This window comes from Xanthomonas sp. fls2-241-TYG-148 (genome assembly GCF_030208815.1).
Classification (GTDB): domain Bacteria; phylum Pseudomonadota; class Gammaproteobacteria; order Xanthomonadales; family Xanthomonadaceae; genus Xanthomonas; species Xanthomonas campestris.
The window spans coordinates 40083-57067 of sequence record NZ_JARVTE010000008.1; the positions used below are offsets into that span (position 1 = coordinate 40083).

General features: G+C 65.2%; 8 protein-coding genes. 7 read left to right on the top strand and 1 reads right to left on the bottom strand.

Features of this window, described 5'->3' with window-relative positions; genetic code table 11:
• The first annotated feature begins 7 nt into the window (after positions 1 to 7).
• From QRM60_RS10505 to QRM60_RS10525, 5 genes are all read left to right on the top strand, one after another.
• The gene (locus QRM60_RS10505) at positions 8 to 2683 is read left to right on the top strand and encodes a M1 family metallopeptidase (protein ID WP_285446159.1); all 2676 of its coding nucleotides are present in this window, start codon (positions 8 to 10) and stop codon (positions 2681 to 2683) included.
• 60 nt (positions 2684 to 2743) lie between these two features.
• On the top strand, positions 2744 to 3277 hold the full coding sequence (locus QRM60_RS10510) for a GNAT family protein (protein WP_285446160.1): 534 nt from the start codon (positions 2744 to 2746) through the stop codon (positions 3275 to 3277).
• A 102-nt stretch (positions 3278 to 3379) separates the two neighbouring features.
• Positions 3380 to 4873, top strand: coding sequence for an alanine/glycine:cation symporter family protein (locus QRM60_RS10515; protein WP_014508760.1), 1494 nt, complete (start codon positions 3380 to 3382; stop codon positions 4871 to 4873).
• Positions 4870 to 5772, top strand: a complete 903-nt coding sequence (locus QRM60_RS10520) for a TrmH family RNA methyltransferase (protein WP_042594946.1) — start codon at positions 4870 to 4872, stop codon at positions 5770 to 5772. The genes QRM60_RS10515 and QRM60_RS10520 overlap by 4 nt, the downstream gene beginning before the upstream one ends.
• Before the next feature lie 2 nt (positions 5773 to 5774).
• Positions 5775 to 7283: a carboxylesterase family protein gene (locus QRM60_RS10525; RefSeq protein ID WP_285446161.1), complete on the top strand. Its 1509-nt coding sequence runs from the start codon at positions 5775 to 5777 to the stop codon at positions 7281 to 7283.
• Between the two features lie 410 nt (positions 7284 to 7693).
• Here QRM60_RS10525 and QRM60_RS10530 read toward each other — a convergent pair whose 3' ends face one another.
• A complete protein-coding gene (locus QRM60_RS10530) occupies positions 7694 to 9658 on the bottom strand; it encodes a glycoside hydrolase family 97 protein (RefSeq protein ID WP_285446162.1) in 1965 nt (654 codons plus the stop codon).
• 172 nt (positions 9659 to 9830) lie between these two features.
• On the opposite strand from QRM60_RS10530, the gene QRM60_RS10535 reads away from it, so the two are divergent.
• Together QRM60_RS10535 and QRM60_RS10540 are read left to right on the top strand one after the other, a co-directional pair.
• Positions 9831 to 13295, top strand: coding sequence for a sugar-binding domain-containing protein (locus tag QRM60_RS10535; protein WP_285446163.1), 3465 nt, complete (start codon positions 9831 to 9833; stop codon positions 13293 to 13295).
• A 138-nt stretch (positions 13296 to 13433) separates the two neighbouring features.
• Positions 13434 to 16370 (top strand): TonB-dependent receptor, encoded by a 2937-nt coding sequence (locus tag QRM60_RS10540; RefSeq protein ID WP_285446164.1) that lies wholly within the window; start codon positions 13434 to 13436, stop codon positions 16368 to 16370.
• The last annotated feature ends 615 nt before the right edge of the window (positions 16371 to 16985 follow it).

A 16985-nucleotide genomic window follows, 5' to 3' on the forward strand; every position in this document is an offset into this window, starting at 1 on the left:
ATCGCCCATGCGTCGTCTTGCCTGTTTGCTTGCTCCCTCCGTCCTTGCGCTGTGCTGCGGGAGCGCCCTGGCGCAATCCGCCGGCGAGCCGGTGCCCAATGGCCGCCTGCCCACCTGGGCGGTGCCCGAGCGCTACAGTCTGGCGATCAAGGTGGATCCGGAGCAGGCGCAATTCAGCGGCCGCACCACCATCCGCGTGCAGCTCAAGCAAGCATCGGACCATCTCTGGCTGCACGGCAAGGAGCTGAAGGTCAGCAAGGCCACTGTGAAGCCGGCCAAGGGCAAGGCGCTCACCGCACGCTACGTCGATGCCGATGCGCAGGCCGGCGTGGTGCGCCTGGACTTCGGCCGCACGCTCAAGCCGCAGACGCTCACCGTGGACATCACCTACAGCGCGCCGCTCAATCAGCAGCTGCAGGGCCTGTATCAGGTGAAGTACCAGGGCAAGGCATATGCGATGACGCAGATGGAGCCGATCAGTGCGCGCTACGCGTTCCCCGGTTTCGATGAGCCCTCGTTCAAGACGCCGTTCGATCTGAGCCTGACCGTGCCCGCCGGCGATCAGGCTTTGGCCAACACCATCGCCACCTCCACCACGCCGGCCGGCAAGGGCTGGAAGACGGTGAGCTTTGCACCGACGCTGCCGCTGCCCACCTATCTGGTGGCCTACGCGGCCGGCCCGTGGGATGTGGTGGATGTGCCGGCCATGCCGGCCACCCCGCAGCGCCCCGCAGCCACACCGCTACGTGGCATCGCCGCCCAGGGCCAGGGCCCGCGCATCACCCCCGCGCTGGACCAGACCCCGGCGATTATTGCGGCGCTGGAGGACTACTACGCCTTCGGTTACCCGTTCGACAAACTCGACCTGGTTGCCGCACCGGACTTCAGCGCCGGCGCCATGGAAAACCCGGGGTTTGTGACCTTCCGCGACTGGCTGTTGCTGCTGGACAAGGACTCGCCGGCCGAAAACGTGCAGCGCTCCTTCAATACCAACGCGCACGAGCTGGCGCACCAGTGGACCGGCGACACCGTCACCATGGCGTGGTGGGACGATTTGTGGTTGAACGAAGCGTTCGCCACCTGGATGCAGCAGAAGATCACCATGCAGCTGCACCCGGAATACCGCGCCAATCTGGACCGCATCGGCGGTGCGCAGCACGCGATGGACAACGACAGCCTGGTCAGCGCACGCAAGATCCGCCAGCCGATCACCGGCAATGGCGACATCGAAACCGCCTTCGACGGCATCACCTACCAGAAGGGTGCGGCGGTGCTGGCGATGTTCGAAGGCTTCGTCGGCGAGGACGTGTTCCGCGAGGGCATGCGCGCCTACATCGCCAAGCACAAGTTTGGCAGCGCCACCGCCGATGACCTGGTCGATGCGATCGCCGAAGCCGCCGGCAAGGGCGAGGATTTCAAGGCCGCATTCCGCAGCTTCCTGAATCAGCCGGGCGTACCGTACCTGCAGACGCAGGTGGCGCGCGAGGGCGGCAAGACCGTGGTCAAACTGCAACAGCAGCGCTACCTGCCGCTGGGCTCATCCGGTTCCACCGCGCAGCAGTGGGGCGTGCCGGTGTGCGTGAAGTACGGCAAGGGCAAGAACCAGGTGGGCACCGCCTGCCAACTGCTGGAAAGCGGCAGCGGCAGCATCGTGCTGGAAGGTGCCGGCAAGAACACCTGGGTGTTCCCGAATGCGCGTGGCGCCGGCTACTACCGTTTCAGCCTGCCCAAGAAGCAGCTGGCTGCACTCGGCAAGCAGGTCGCCCAGCTCGACGAAAACGAAAAGCTCTCCTACGCCGACGCCATCGATGCGGCGTATCGCCACGGCGATGCAGACACCGAGGTGGTGCTGGCGGCGATGCAGCAACTGGCCGGCGCCGAGTCTGCCGATGTGTCCACCGCGTTGGTGGACCGCTTCGTCTGGATCTGGCGCCACCAGGCCACCACCGATGCGCAGCGCGCCACCCTGCGCAAGGCGGCCGAGCAGGCCTACCTGCCGCGTCTGCGTCAGCTTGGCTACACCCGCCGCGCCAAGGAGTCGATCGACGACACCACATTGCGTGCGTCCCTGGCCGGCCTGTTCGGCCTGCGGCTGCAGACCCCGGAGGTGCGCAGCGCGCTGCTGGCCCAGGGCGATGCGGTGCTGGCAGGTGGCGCCAATGGCCTGAACTTCGCCGCGGCCAATCCCGACCTGCTCGGCACCGTGCTGGCGGTGACCGCACAGGAGCGCGGCGCCGCGGCCGTGCAGACGCTGATCCAGGCGCTGCGCACGCATGCCGACCCGGCGCAGCGCAACGCGATGATCGCCGCGCTCGGCGCGGTGCAGGATCCGGCGCTGCTCACCCAGGTGCGCGACTTTGCATTGACCGATGCAATCAAGGTCGGCGAGATGAAGAGCCTGCTGACGCGTGGGCATAGCTATGACGCCTCGCATGCCTCGATGTGGCCGTGGTTCACCGCCAACTTCGACCGCATCGTGCAGCGCAGTGGCTCGTTCGATGGTGGCGGCCTGCCGTCGCTGGGCGCGTCCAACGGCTGCAGCGTGGAGGAAGCCGATCGTCTGGATGCGTTCTTCAAGCCGCGCTTGGCCACGCTCAGCGGCGCCGACCGCGGCCTGGCCCAGACCGGTGAGGCGATCCGCCTGTGCGCCGCGCTCAAGCAGGCGCAGACCGCCAAGCGCTGAGCCTGGCGTGCGGCAATGGTGCAGCAGCGTTGCGACGCTGCTGCACGGTGAGGCCAGTGCATGTTCGATGATCTGCAATTGCAGGGCGAAGGGTTCGTGCTGCGCCGCTGGCGCCAGGACGACCTGGGCGCCTTGCTGATGCATGCCAACGACCCGTGGGTGCCGCGCGGGCTGAGCACGCGCTTTCCGCACCCGTATACGCGTGCCGATGGCGAGGCATTTCTGGCCGGCAAAGTGGTGGATCTGCGCGACCCGGTGCTGGCCATCGTGATCGACGGCCAGGCCTGCGGCAGCATCGCGCTGCGTCGTGCGGCCGGTGGTGCAGACGATGTCGCTGAACTGGGCTACTGGCTGGGCCGCGTGTATTGGGGGCGCGGCTGGATGACCCGCAGCGTGCAGACCTACCTCGCGTGGGCCTTGCACGCGCTGCCACTCACACGCATCGATGCGACCGTACTGGACAGCAACCCGGCCTCTGCCCAGGTATTGCGCAAGAACGGGTTCGTGGCCCAGGGGGTGCGGCGCGGCGCACTGCTGCGCCCCGATGGCGCACACGATCTACACGTTTTCAGCCGGTTCGCGGCCACACGCTGAGCCTGTGGCGCGCGTGCACGTCGCATCGTGCAGCGCTTTCGGCCAGAATCGGGGCACTCCCCACCTCGCTGGGGTCAACGGTCGGCGCGTCGGGGAGATTGCGTGGAAGCACTCATCAATGGCATCAACGGTATCGTCTGGAGCAAGGCACTGATCTTCATGTGTCTGGGCGCCGGCGTGTACTTCACCATCCGCACCCGCTTCATGCAGGTACGCGGATTCGTGGAAATGGTCCGCCTCACCGTGGGCGGGCAGAAATCCGATGCCGGCGTGTCGTCGTTCCAGGCCCTGGCGATGTCGATGGCCGGGCGCATTGGCATTGGCAATATCGCCGGCGTGGCCACCGCCATCGCCTTCGGCGGGCCGGGCGCGATCTTCTGGATGTGGGTGATGGGCTTTCTCGGCGCGTCCACCTCGTATGTGGAATCGACGCTGGCGCAGATCTACAAGATCAAGGATGCCGATGGCCGCTATCGCGGTGGCCCGGCGTACTACATCGAAAAGGCCATGGGCCTGAAGTGGTACGCGCTCACCTTTGCGGTGGCCACCATCATCGCCACCGGCTTTCTGATGCCCGGCGTGCAGGCCAATGCCATCGCCGACAGCGCCATCAACGCCTGCCGCGGCACCAGCCTGTGCGGCGCGATGGACGGGCAGTGGATGGGCCTGCCGATGCGCGATGCCGCCAAGCTGGGCATCGGCATCCTGGTGGCCTGCATGCTGGCGGTGATCATCTTCGGCGGCGTCAAGCGCATCGCCAACTTCGCCGAGATCGTGGTGCCGTTCATGGCCATGGGCTACATCCTGATGGCGCTGGTCATCATGGTGCTCAACGCCGAACGCGTGCCGGACATGTTCGCCACCATCTTCAGCAGCGCCTTCGGCAGCCATGCCGCGTTCGGTGCGTTGCTGGGCCTGGCGGTGGAATGGGGCGTCAAGCGCGGCATCTACGCCAACGAAGCCGGGCAGGGCACCGGCCCGCACGCAGCCGCCGCGGCCGAGGTCTCGCACCCGGCCAAGCAGGGCTACGTACAGGCGTTTGCGATCTACTTCGACACCATGATGGTGTGCACCGCCACCGCCTTCCTGATCCTCACCACCGGCAAGTACAACGTGTATTCGCCCGATGGCGCCAAGCCGGGGCTGTATGCGGGCCTGGTCGGCGTGGAAGAGGGCCCGGGCTATGCGCAGGCCGCGGTGGAATCGGTGCTGCCGGGCTGGGGTGCGGGCTTCGTGGCGATCGCGCTGTTCTTCTTCGCGTTCACCACGATCATGGCCTATTACTACATGGCCGAAACCAATCTGAGCTACATCAACGGCAACCGCCGGCGTCCGCTCACCGTGCTGCTGCTGCGCCTGGGCATCCTGGGCATGGTGATCTTCGGCGCGTTCCATAATGCGCAGCTGGCGTGGGCGCTGGGCGACATCGGCGTCGGCGTCATGGCCTGGCTCAACATCATCGCCATCCTGATCCTGCACAAGCCGGCGATGCTGGCCTTGAAGGATTACGAACGGCAGAAACGCCAGGGGCTGGATCCCGTGTTCGATCCTGTCTCGCTCGGCATCAAGAACGCGGATTTCTGGACACAACGATGAAACAGCATGATGGGCGCGGCGCACGGCCGCCGCGCGACACCGCCGGCAGCGGCGCAGCGCCGCTCAATCCGTGGGGCCGTGCGGCGCCGCGCGCACCCGCGCCGTCTGCTCCGGCGCCGCGCACCAGCGCTGCGGCGCCGGCCGCGGCCAGCGCCAACAATGCGCGCGAGCTGCGGCTGTACGGCATCAATGCGATCCAGGCGGTGTTCAAGGCGCGCCCGCAGGCGCTGCGCAAGATCTACCTGACCGAAGCGCGTATCCCGCAGTTCAAGGCCTTGCTGGCCTGGTGCGTGGCTCAGCGCCTGGGCTACCGCGTGGTGGAAGAGGCCGACCTCACCAAGCTGGCGTCCAGCACGCATCACGAGGGCATCGTGGCCGAGGTGTTGCGGGTGCCGCCGCAGCCGCTGCAGGACTGGCTGGCGGCCTTGCCGCAAGGCCCGGTGCTGGCGCTGTGGCTGGATGGGGTGGGCAACCCGCACAACTTCGGCGCCATCCTGCGCTCGTCGGCGCACTTCGGTGTGGCCGGCCTGTTGTTGCCGGCCGGCTCCACGCTGGGGTTGTCCGGTGCCGCCGCGCGCGTGGCCGAAGGCGGCGCTGAAGCGGTGCCGCTGGTGCAGCTTCCCGATACCGCGCAGGCGATGGCGCAGCTGCGGCAGGCCGGCTTTGCGGTGGCCGCCACGCTGGTGGACGGCGGGCAGGATGTGTTTGCCACCGCGTTGCCGCAGCGCCTTGTCTACGTGATGGGGGCGGAAAGCGAAGGCATGGACCGGCAATTCGCCAGCGCCTGCGATCTGCAGTTGTCCATCCACGGCAGCGGCTTGGTGGAAAGCCTCAATGTGGCCTCCGCCACCGCCGTCTTCCAAGCCGCCTGGCGCGCGCGCGCGCTGACAGGAGCGTAAGCATGCGCACGCGTGTCTGGATGTTTGCCGCAAGTTGCGCGCTGGCCGTTGCCGGCAACGCCGCTGCCCTCTCGCCGGTTGCGCCGCCACAGGTGCAGACCGACCACGGCCCGGTGCGCGGCCAATGGCAGGACGATGGCAGCGCGGTGTTCCGTGCGATTCCGTTTGCCGCCCCGCCGTTGGGTGCGCTGCGTTGGCGGCCGCCGCAACCGGCACCGGCCTGGACAGAGGTGCGCGATGCCACAGTCGCTGCCACCCCGTGCGTGCAGCCTGCGTTGGGCTGGAACAATGCCATGGCCAAGCGCGGCACCGAAGACTGCCTGTATGTAGAGGTGCAGACGCCCGCGTTGCAGCCAGCCAAACCACTGCCGGTGCTCGTGTGGATCCACGGCGGCGCCAATGTGGCCGGTGGCGCCGATGGGCATCTGCCGACCAACCTGGTGGCGCAGGACATGCTGGTGGTGACGCTGCAATATCGCCTGGGTGCGTTCGGCTTTCTGTCGCTGCCGGAATTGCGCGATGGCGACAATGCCGCCGCTGGCAACTACGCCTTGCTCGACCAGATCGCCGCGTTGCAGTGGGTGCACGACAACATCGCCCAGTTCGGTGGCGACCCGGCGCGTGTCACCATCGCCGGGCAATCGGCCGGTGGCCAGGACGTGGGCCTGCTGATGCTCAGCCCGTTGGCGCGTGGCCTGTTTTCCGCGGCGATCGAACAGAGCGGCACCGCCGGCTTCGGCTTGCCGGCACGGTCGCTGCAAGACAACCGCGCACTGGGTGTCAGCATTGCCGCGCGTGCCGGTATCGACGATGCAGCGACGCGGCTGGCACAGCTGCGCGCGCTGCCGGCCGAGCGTGTGATCCAGGCCGCGCAGGGTGTGGACGTGCCCGCGCTGGATGACGATGGCTATCTCTGGTTGCAGGCGGTGGTGGACGGGCGCGTGTTGCCGCGTGCGCCAGCGGCGCTGCTGGCCGATGGCAAACAGGCCAAGGTGCCGCTGTTGATCGGGTATGTGGTGCAGGAGCTCACCTATGGCGGCGAGCAGGGCGCGCAGGCACGTGTGCGCCGCGACTACCCGGCGCAAGCCGACGCCGTGCTGCAACGGCAGCAACGTGCGCAGGCAGAGCGCGCCGCGCGCGAAGGCAGCCCCGCCGTGCAGCTGTCCACCGATCTCACCTTCCGCTGCCCTGCGGTCACCGTCGCGCAGCGGCAGGCAGCGCTCGGCGCGCCGGTGTGGCACTACGTGTTCGATACCGCCGCGCCTGGCGGGCAGGTGACCCATAGTGCCGAGTTGCCGTTCCTGTTCAAGGGCCTGCCGATCGGCACGCCGCCGGTGAACCTGCAGCGTTATTGGGCAGCGTTCGTGCAGAGTGGCAACCCCAACGCGACCGGCTTGCCGGCCTGGCCGGCGTTCGCTCCGACACATGCGGCGCTGCGCTTCGATGCCAGCGGTGTGCAGCCCATCAAGGACGCGCGCCCGGAAACGTGTGCCGGGATCGATCTGCCGTAATCGGTCGCATCACCGCCTGCGCTGCGGGCGGTGATGCGCGGTTGTTGCAGGTGAGGCTGCAGCCAGCCATGACGGCAAGCTGCATGTGGAACAAGACGAGCCATCGTGTTCTGCAACGTGCGGAAGCAACGACGCCACCGCGTTTTCGCATGGTCGTAAACAGCGATCAGTGCCGGCGCTGCCCGATGCAGTGTTCGCAAGCCTGCATCGGCGCCGAGGCCATACGCCGCTACAACGCTTGTCAGCGTTCGTTGCATTGAGAAAATTTCGCGCGTAGCTGATGTGGCTGCGTCGCAATCCCTCGCGGCCGAAATCAGCGCGGCAGCAACGCGGCTGCGATGCTGTCGCGCCCGCCCTGCACATAGCGAAGTACGCACACGTGCCTGGTTCACGATAGTGCCGCGGCACGCCTACTTCTTGTGCAGCCTGATCGCCGCGCCGCCGCTTGCCGCCAGCTGTAGCTGCAAGCTGTCATTGCGGGTCAGCTTGCGTGTTTCGATGTTCACCTCGGTGGGCGCTACGCCATCGGCATAGATCGTCGCTGTCCAGGTGCCCTTGTCCAGGAACGTCAACGGCACCTGCAGCGTACGCGCCTGTTCGTTGGTCATCGCACCCACGTACCAGTCCTTGCCGCTGCGGCGCGCCAGCACGATGTGCTCGCCAATTGCGCCTTCGATCGCGCGGGTTTCGTCCCAGCTGGCAGGTACATCGCGCAGAAACTGCGCTGCGGGTACGTTTTCGTATTGCTCGGGGCTGTCGGACACCACCGCAAACGGGCTTTCGTACACCACATACATCGCCAGCTGCTGCGCGCGCGTGGTCATCACCTGTGGCGCGATGTGCTGCGGCTTGAACGCGGCAGGGCGCACGTTGCGGAAGCCGCCAGGGGTGTAGTCCATCGGCCCGAGCAGCATGCGGGTGAAGGGCAGGGTGAGGTTGTGGGTGGCGGTGATGCGCGTGGTCCACTTGTTGTACTCGGCGCCGAGCACGCCTTCCTGCGTAAGGTAGTTGGGATAGGTGCGGGTGAGGCCGGTGGGGTGGTACGCACCGTGCAGATCCACTAGCAGTTTGTGTTCGGCGGCCTTGGCGAGCAGGCGGTGGTAGAAGTCCACCATCTGCTGGTCGTCGCGGTCCATGAAGTCGACCTTGATGCCCTTGATGCCGAGTTGCTGATACCACGCAAGCGCCTCGTCCATGTGCGCATCCAGTGCGCGCCAATGCGCCCATAGCCACAGGCCGACACCCCGTTGCCGCCCGTATGTCACCAGGCCGGGCAGGTCGAGTTGTTCCACCGGGCGACGAATGTCCGCATCGCTGTTGTATTGCCCATCGCCGGTACTGCCGTGATACCAGCCGTCATCGATCAGCATGTACTCCAGCTTCAACTGATGTGCGTGGTCGATATAGCGCTGGATGGTGGCGGTATTCATGCCGGGCTGTGCAACGCCACTGGCCAGGCTGCCCGACCACCAATCCCACGCCGATTTACCGGGGCGCACCCAACTGGCATCGAAGGCCGGCGGCGGATTCAACAGCGTGATCAGATTGGAGTCGATCAGCGATGCCGGCGTGTCGCCGAGCATGATCACGCGCCACGGTGTGGCGAAGTCGCGGCCCTGCGAATCGATGCTCACCGCCAGCGCGGGTTGATCCAGCCGTGGCGACAGCTTTGCTGACACGCCCAGCCCGCCATCGGCACGGCCGGTGAGATACAAGCCGGCGTAATCGCGCAGATTGGCCTCGCCAATCGCCAGTGTCGTGCCCTGTGCATCGGTCTGGCACACCAGTGGCAGTTCGAGCAGGTTGTGCGGGCGCAGTTTCGACGCGGCAATGGCGTCGTATTCGCCCTCGTGGCTGGTGCCGAAGCGGCCCAGGTTCAAGGTCCAGCACGGATAATCGCGTGGAAACGCGAAGCTGGTGAGTTCGTTGCGGATCTCGAGCTTGCCCGCCTTGGGCAGCACATAACGCAGTGCGACACCATCGTCGTAGGCACGCAGTTCGATCTCAAGCCGGTGCTGTGCGGCGTCGACCAACTGCACACGCAGCTGCCGATAGTGGTCGCGTGCCTGGCGGGTTTTTCCCACCGTCAGCGTCACGCGGCTGTCGTGATCTTCGCTGCTGCTGCCCTGCACGGTCATGCCCTGGCCGAGCTTGTTGTTGCGGCCGAGATCCAGTCCAAGCGGTGCATCGTCGAGCACTACTTTGTTGCGGTACAGCACGCGATAGGTGGGAATGCCGCCCTCGCTCAGCGTGAACTCCACTTGCGTGCGTGCAGTGGGTGATTGCACGCGCAATGGCTGCGCAACAGCAGGAATAACGCTCAAAGACAGCAGCAGCGCCGCTGCCGGTAATGCGGACTGGATCAGGTTTCGCATGATTCCTTCCTCCTGGGTGCGCCAACCCTAACGCAGAACGGTTGTCGTCGATATCCTCCTGGGGTAACGTTACCTCGCACCGTGGCAACCGAAACAGGGGCGGCAGTTACGGGCAACATCGCGTCAGCGATGTTTACCGTTGCTTGGCAGTAGAGCTTGGGAGAGGCCTCTAATGCTGATGGTTCGTAAGGCGTTCCGCTGTGGAGCGCTGTGGCTGTTGTGTGGTTGCGTGGGCTGGAATGCAGTGGAGGCTGCACCCGCCAAGGTCGATCCGCCCGGTCCTTACGACGTGCGCGTGCTCGCAGGTGGCGTTGGCCTGAGCAAGACGCTGGCCGCTGATGCACCAATGCTGGCGGCCGACGCAGACTGGAGTGTGTCCGGTTGGGTGCGTCCTGCCATGGACGTGCCCGGTACCGTGCGCATTGCAGGTCTAGGTGATGCGCACGGCGACGGGCGCTTCTTCGTGATCGACAACGGCCGTCTTGGTTTTGCCCAAGCCGATAGCATACTGCGCAGCAAACAGGCGTTGCCGGTAGCTACGTGGACGCAGATTGCAGCGGTGGCGCAAGGTGCACGGCTGACGCTGTATGCCAATGGACGCCAGGTGGCCAGTGGCACGCGCGTGTCACGTGCGGTGGCGCCGGCGCTGGTCTTCGGCCCACGCGTGCCGGCCGATGCCGCGTCGCTGCACTTCGGTGGTGACATCGCCAATTTCACTGCGCGCGCCGGTGCGCTCGATGCAGCAGCTATTGCGCAGCAGGCACGGCACGCGCCGAATGAAATATTGCAGCGCTTCGAAGATGCGTCGCCAGGCTGGCGCGTGCAGACCAAACAGATGGCTGGGCAGCTCGAACCGCAACCGGCCGCCACGCTGCCACGCAGCGCCGCACCGTTCTCCGCACCGGTGGCCAAGCCCGTCACCAACGCGCCCGCATTGCAGCCGCTGGATGCGCTGTCATGGCGCGTGGGCGGCTGGCAGCTGGCCGCTGCGCCTGACCTCGGCACGCGTGGTGGTGCTGAGCTGTCGCGTGGCGCTGCACCTTCCAGTAGCGCATGGCATGTGGCCACCGTGCCGGGCACGGTACTCACCACGCTGGTCGATCGCGGTGTGTATCCAGATCCGGATATCGGCCTCAACAACATGGCCATTCCCGAATCGCTGAGCCGCCAGGACTGGTGGTACCGCAGCACCTTCGAGCTGCCTGCCAGCACGCAGGGCAAGCGCCTGGAACTAGTGTTCAACGGCATCAACTACGCCGGCGAGATCTGGGTCAACGGCGTGCAGGTGGGTCGTACGCGTGGCGCCTTCGCGCGTGGGCGGTTCGATGTCAGCAGCTACCTCACGCCCGGCCGCAATGCGATTGCCGTGCGTGTCTCGCCGCCGCCGCATCCGGGCATTGCGCACGAGCAGTCGATGACCGCCGGCGTTGGCGAGAACGGTGGCATGCAGGCACTGGATGGGCCCACCTTCATTGCCAGCGAAGGCTGGGACTGGATCCCGGCCGTGCGCGACCGCAATGCCGGGCTCTGGCAGGACGTACAGCTGCATGCCACCGGCCCGCTCGCGGTCGGCGACACGCACGTGGTCACCGCCAAACTGGCGCCCGACCATCGCCGCGCCGAGCTGGAAATTGCCGTGCCATTGCGCAACACCAGCGGCGCTGCGGTGCAGGGCACAGTGCAGCTTGCCTTCGGTGATGTGCGTATCCAGCGTGAGGTCAACGTGCCTGCGGGCGGCACCACGCTCACGCTCACTGCTGCAGACACGCCGGAGCTGGTAGTGACCAATCCACGCCTGTGGTGGCCCAACGGGTATGGCGAGCCCTCGCTGTACACCTTCCAGGTCGGTGTCGCGGCGGGCGGTGTGCAGTCGGATCTGCAGCAACTGCGGTTCGGTATTCGCGAGGTCACTTACGAGCTGTCGTTGTTCGACGAACGCGGCGCACTGCGTCGTGTGCTGGTGGATCTCAACCAGGCCCGGCAGCGTGGCGAGCGCATCGTCGATGTGCGACACGCCGCCATTCGCCCGGTGCTCGGTGGCAATGCGCAATCGCTGTATCCCGGTGCACTCGCGTCGCCAGCGGTGACGCAGCTGGATGACAGTACGTTGGCCCCGCATCTGGTGCTACGCATCAACGGTGTGCGGATTGCGGTCAAGGGCGGTAATTGGGGCATGGACGATTGGCGCAAGCGCGTCTCACGCGAGCGCCTGGAGCCGTACTTCCGCCTGCAGCGCGATGCGCACTTCAACGTGGTGCGCAATTGGGTGGGGCAGAACACCGAAGCGAGCTTCTTCGACCTGGCCGACGAATACGGCATGTTGGTGTTGAACGACTTCTGGCAATCCACGCAGAACTACAACATGGAGCCGGCCGACGCGGCGCTGTTCCTGGCCAATGCCGCCGAGGTCATCACGCGCTTCCGCAACCACCCTTCGATTGTGCTGTGGTTCGGCCGCAACGAAGGTGTTCCCGCGCCGATCCTCAACGATGGCCTGGACGCGCTGGTCGCCGAGCTCGATGGCACGCGCTGGTACACCGGTAGTTCCAACGAAGTGAATCTGCAAGGCAGCGGCCCGTACAACTACCGCGAGCCGGCGGCGTATTTCAACAAGCTGGCGCAGGGTTTTTCGGTGGAAGTGGGTACACCGTCGTTCTCCACCCTGGAGTCCTTCAAGGCGTCGGTACCTGCGGTGCAGGATCAGTGGCCGATCAGTGACAGCTGGGCGTATCACGACTGGCATCAGTCCGGCAATGGCGATACCGCCAGCTTCATGCGCTCACTCAGCGACAAGCTTGGCGCACCAACCAGTCTGGACGATTTCGAACGCAAGGCGCAGCTGCTCAATTACGAAACCCACCGCGCCATCTTCGAAGGGTTCAACGCGCAGTTGTGGACGAAGAACAGCGGCCGGCTGCTGTGGATGAGCCACCCGGCGTGGCCCAGCAACATGTGGCAGATCTACAGCCACGATTACGACACCCACGCCGCGTACTACGGCGTGCGCAATGCCGCCGAGCCGCTGCATGTGCAGATGAATCTGCCCGGCCACGAAGTCGTGGTGGTCAACAACACGACCACAGCGGTGCGCGGCCTGCGTGTGCGTGCGGAGACCTATGCGGCCGATGGCCGCCTGCTGCAACAACGCGAGCAGGCGGTGGATGCAGCAGCGGTGGCGGTGTCTGCACCCGTGCTGCAGCTGGCGCCACTGCTTGCGGACGCAAAGGAACTGGGTTTTGTGCGGCTGCAGTTGCTGGAGCGCGACGGCACGGTGCGCTCGCGCAATTTCTACTGGGTGGCGCGCGATGCCGCTGCCATGCGTGGTCTGGATGCCTTGGCGCCGGTGCCACTGGAGCTCACCACGCAGCTGCAGGCCGGCGATGCGCCGGTGTTGAACGCCACTGTGCGGAATCCCTCGCAGCACGTGGCCCTGGGCGCCAAGCTCACCTTGGTGGATGCGCAAGGCCAGCGCATCTTGCCGGCCTACTACAGCGACAACTATCTCAATCTTGCGCCTGGCGAGAGCCGCACCGTGGAGATTCGCGGGCCGGCCGAAGCCAGCTTGCGCGCCGCGCGCGTGCAGTTGCGCGGGTGGAATCTTGCACCGTCTTCGGGCACCGCCAGCAGCAGTCCCTAGCGGCGTCCTTGCAGTTGCTATGCCGTGCCCCCGCACGGAGCTCGCACTGGCGCGTTGCACGCGTCGGACACACCGTGCCGCCCCCCGGCGGCACCATTCGAAATGGTCGTGGAGTGTTGTCATCCCTGGGAGGGGACCATGAACAAGTTGCTGTCGAATACACGTCATACACCGCTGGCCGCCGCGCTCGCGGCCGTACTGACCTTGCTGGCTGGTGGCGCGCAAGCGCAGGACACCAGTGCCGGCGCAGGTGTCACCGAGTTGGACAAGGTCATGGTCAAGGGTGTGCGCGGCGCGCAGGCCGAAGCCATCGAAAACAAGCGCACTGCCGCGCAAATCATCGATTCAATTTCGGCTGAAGACATCGGCAAGCTGCCCGACGTCACCATCACCGATTCGTTGCAGCGCGTCCCCGGCGTGCAGATCCGGCGTTCGGCCGGCGAGGGCTCACAGCTCAACATCCGCGGCATGCCGCAGGTGCAGACCACCATGAATGGCGAGCTGTATCTGAGCGCAGGTGGTGGCGATCAATTCGGCCAACCGAACATCGGCCGCGCACAGCCGGATTTCGTCGACATCCCGCCGACGCTGTTCAGCGGCGTGGACGTGATCAAGTCGCCCACTGCCGCCGATCTGGATGGCGGCATCAGCGGCACGGTCTCGCTGAAGACGCGTCGCCCGTTCGATCTGCCCGAAGGCTGGACCTTCAGCGGTCAGGCCGAAGGTTCCTACGGCGACCGCGTGGAAGAACTCAACGAGTTGTACTCGGGCCTGGCCAGCTTCCGCACCGAACGTTGGGGCGCCCTGCTGGCGGTGTCGTATTCCGATGCCACCCTGGAAAACAAGCACCCCAGCGTATATTCCAACGGCGCGCAAAAATCCACCGAGCAGAACGTGGGCTTCGACTTCAACGGCGATGGCCGCATCGGCAGCAATACCGATCCGTCCAACCTGCCGCGTGATTATTTCTATAACTGGGTTGCCACCGAACTGGATAACCGCAGCACTGACCGCCAGCGCACCGGCGTCAACGGCTCGTTTCAGTTCAACATCAACGACTCGTGGACGGTGCTGGCCGACGCAGCCTATACCAAGCTCGAAGACCAGGACACCTCGGTGGCCGCGCAGCTGCATACCGGCTGGGCCACCAATCAGCTGCAGCCTGGATCGGTGGTCGATTCCAACGGCGTGCTCGAATACGGCCAGTTCGGCTACAACCGCTTCCAAGCGCATTCGATGGCCGGCGTGGCCGATTCGGATTCGCTCAACACCAACCTGGAGCTGCGCTTCGATGACGGCGGCCCGTTCCGTGCGTCATTCCGCTGGGTGCATGGCGATGCGCAGCGCACCTACGACGAAGCGCGTGCCGATGCGGTGGTGACACGCGGCGATCAGATCACCCGTGCCGGTGGCTTGACCCAATGGGCAAATGCCAATGGCTTACCAACCGTGGATGCCTCCGTGGATTTCCGCGGCACCTACCCGGCGGTCAACCTCGGCACCGATGTGTCCAACCCGGACAACTGGCAGCTGATGTCGACCTGGGCGCAGGGCAACAAGATCGAAGCGACGATGGATGCATTCCGTGCCGATGGCACCTTCGAGTTCGACGAAGGTGTGGTACGCGGCTTCCAGTTCGGCATCCGCTACGGCGAGCGCGAGGTCAAGCTGGACACCTATCGCTACCTGTCGCCGGTATCGACCACATGCGCAGACCCCAACCGCTCGCTGTACTACTTCAAGGACCCGCTGATCTCCGATACCTGCAGCGGCGTGTCCGAAGCACGCCTGCTGCCGTTCAATTCCATCCCCGGCTACTGGGCGTACTTCAACGACTTCGATCCGCTCAAGGTCACTGGCCTGGGGAGCCAGGGATTGCCGGCGATCAATCCGCAGGTCATGAAGGACCCGGTGGGGTATCTCAACAGCCTGTATCCGGGCAACGTGGCCTACCAGCAGGCTGCCGATTCGTACAAAGTCACCGAAAAAAGCACGGCGGCGTATTTCCTGGCGAATCTGGAAGGCGGCACCGGCAGTGCGGTGCCGTGGACGGCCAATATCGGCGCACGCATCGTGCAGACCAAGCTGGCGATCGATCAGTATCTGAGCAGCGGCAATGTGTTTATCGGCAATGTCGAATGGAACGGCGTCAGCCCGGCGATCGGTACCAACCGTCTGAATCGCCAATACACCGACGTGCTGCCCACCGCCAACCTGTCGCTGGACATCACCGACGCGCAGAAACTGCGTTTCGCCTACAACAAGGCGGTGGCGCGCCAGGATCTACCCGATCTCGGTCGCGGTCTGGTGAGCTTCTACGCCGTCAACGGCACGCCACCGCGTAACCCCGCGTTGCCCTCCGATGCGGTGCTGTTCCTCAATGGCCGTTCCGGCAACCCGGACCTGGATCCGTACCGCGCCACCAACTACAACGCGTCGTGGGAATGGTATTTCTCCGATGCGTCGTTGGTCAGCGTGGGCGCGTTCCTGATCGACGTGAAGTCGTTCCCCACCACGGTGACCAACATCGAGCCGCAGCCCGATGCCGACGGTGTGGTGCGGCTTGGCGGCCCGGTGGAGCGCATCGTCAACGGCGGTGGCGGCAAGATCAAGGGCTTCGAAATCGGCTATCAACAGGCCTTTGATTTCCTGCCCGGCTGGCTGAGCGGTTTCGGCACCAACATCAACTACACCTTCTCCGATGCCGATACCGACAACACCGATATCGAAGGCAACACGCTGCCGATCGGCGATAACTCCAAGCACCAAGCCAATGCGGTGCTGTGGTATCAAAAGGACAAGTTGCAGGCGCGCGTGGCCTACAACTGGCGCAGCAAGCGTTTCAGTCAGGTCAATAGCGGTGCATGGGGCGATGAGTTGGCGATCTGGAACGACGACGTCGGTTATCTGGATGCCTCCTTCAGCTACGACGTCAACGACCACCTGACGCTGTACGCACAGGCCACCAACCTTACCGGTGAAAGCGAGCGGCGTTACGCGCAGTGGACCAACCACTATTACGACCAGAACATCTTCGAGCGTCGTTATTACGCGGGCCTGCGTTTGCGTTTCTGATCCGGCTGCAACCCATGCGGCATGGCGCGCATCTACGTCGTGCCGCATGTTCTTCTAGCGAAACTCTCCACGCGATCCTTGCGCGTTCTTCCCGTCGCCGTTTTCATGCGGCGCTGCAGTACGCCTGACGGAAACGTCGGGCACCCTCCCATTCGGCCGCATCGTCGGGAAGCGATGTGGCCGTTTTTTGTGCGTGCTGGCACATCCATTTGTGTCGTAATGCCTGGACTGCACCGATGGGTGTAGCGGGTGTTCGGATCTGTGTCCGAACGCAATCTTTGGCGATTGCGCCGCTCACAGCTGCGGCGTAGTTTGCGCATGGCGAGCTTGGTCACGCCGCTCGCAAGCACAGCAGTCAATGCTGCTCGCTCACTCGCTCCCTGGAGATCATCCACTCATCACGCAAGTGCCGGAACGCGCTTATCGGCCCGGTACTCTGCCCCTGATACACGCTGAGCGTTATGCGTTTTCGTATGGATCAAGGCCATCCGGCCTGCCTCCTTGCGTGCGCGTTGCTGATGTCTTGCTCTCGTACGCCGTTACGGATGTGCGCTGGCGGAGCGTGTCCGATCGCCTTCCAAGGAGTCTTCGATGGGTGCCTTTACAGGAATGGGA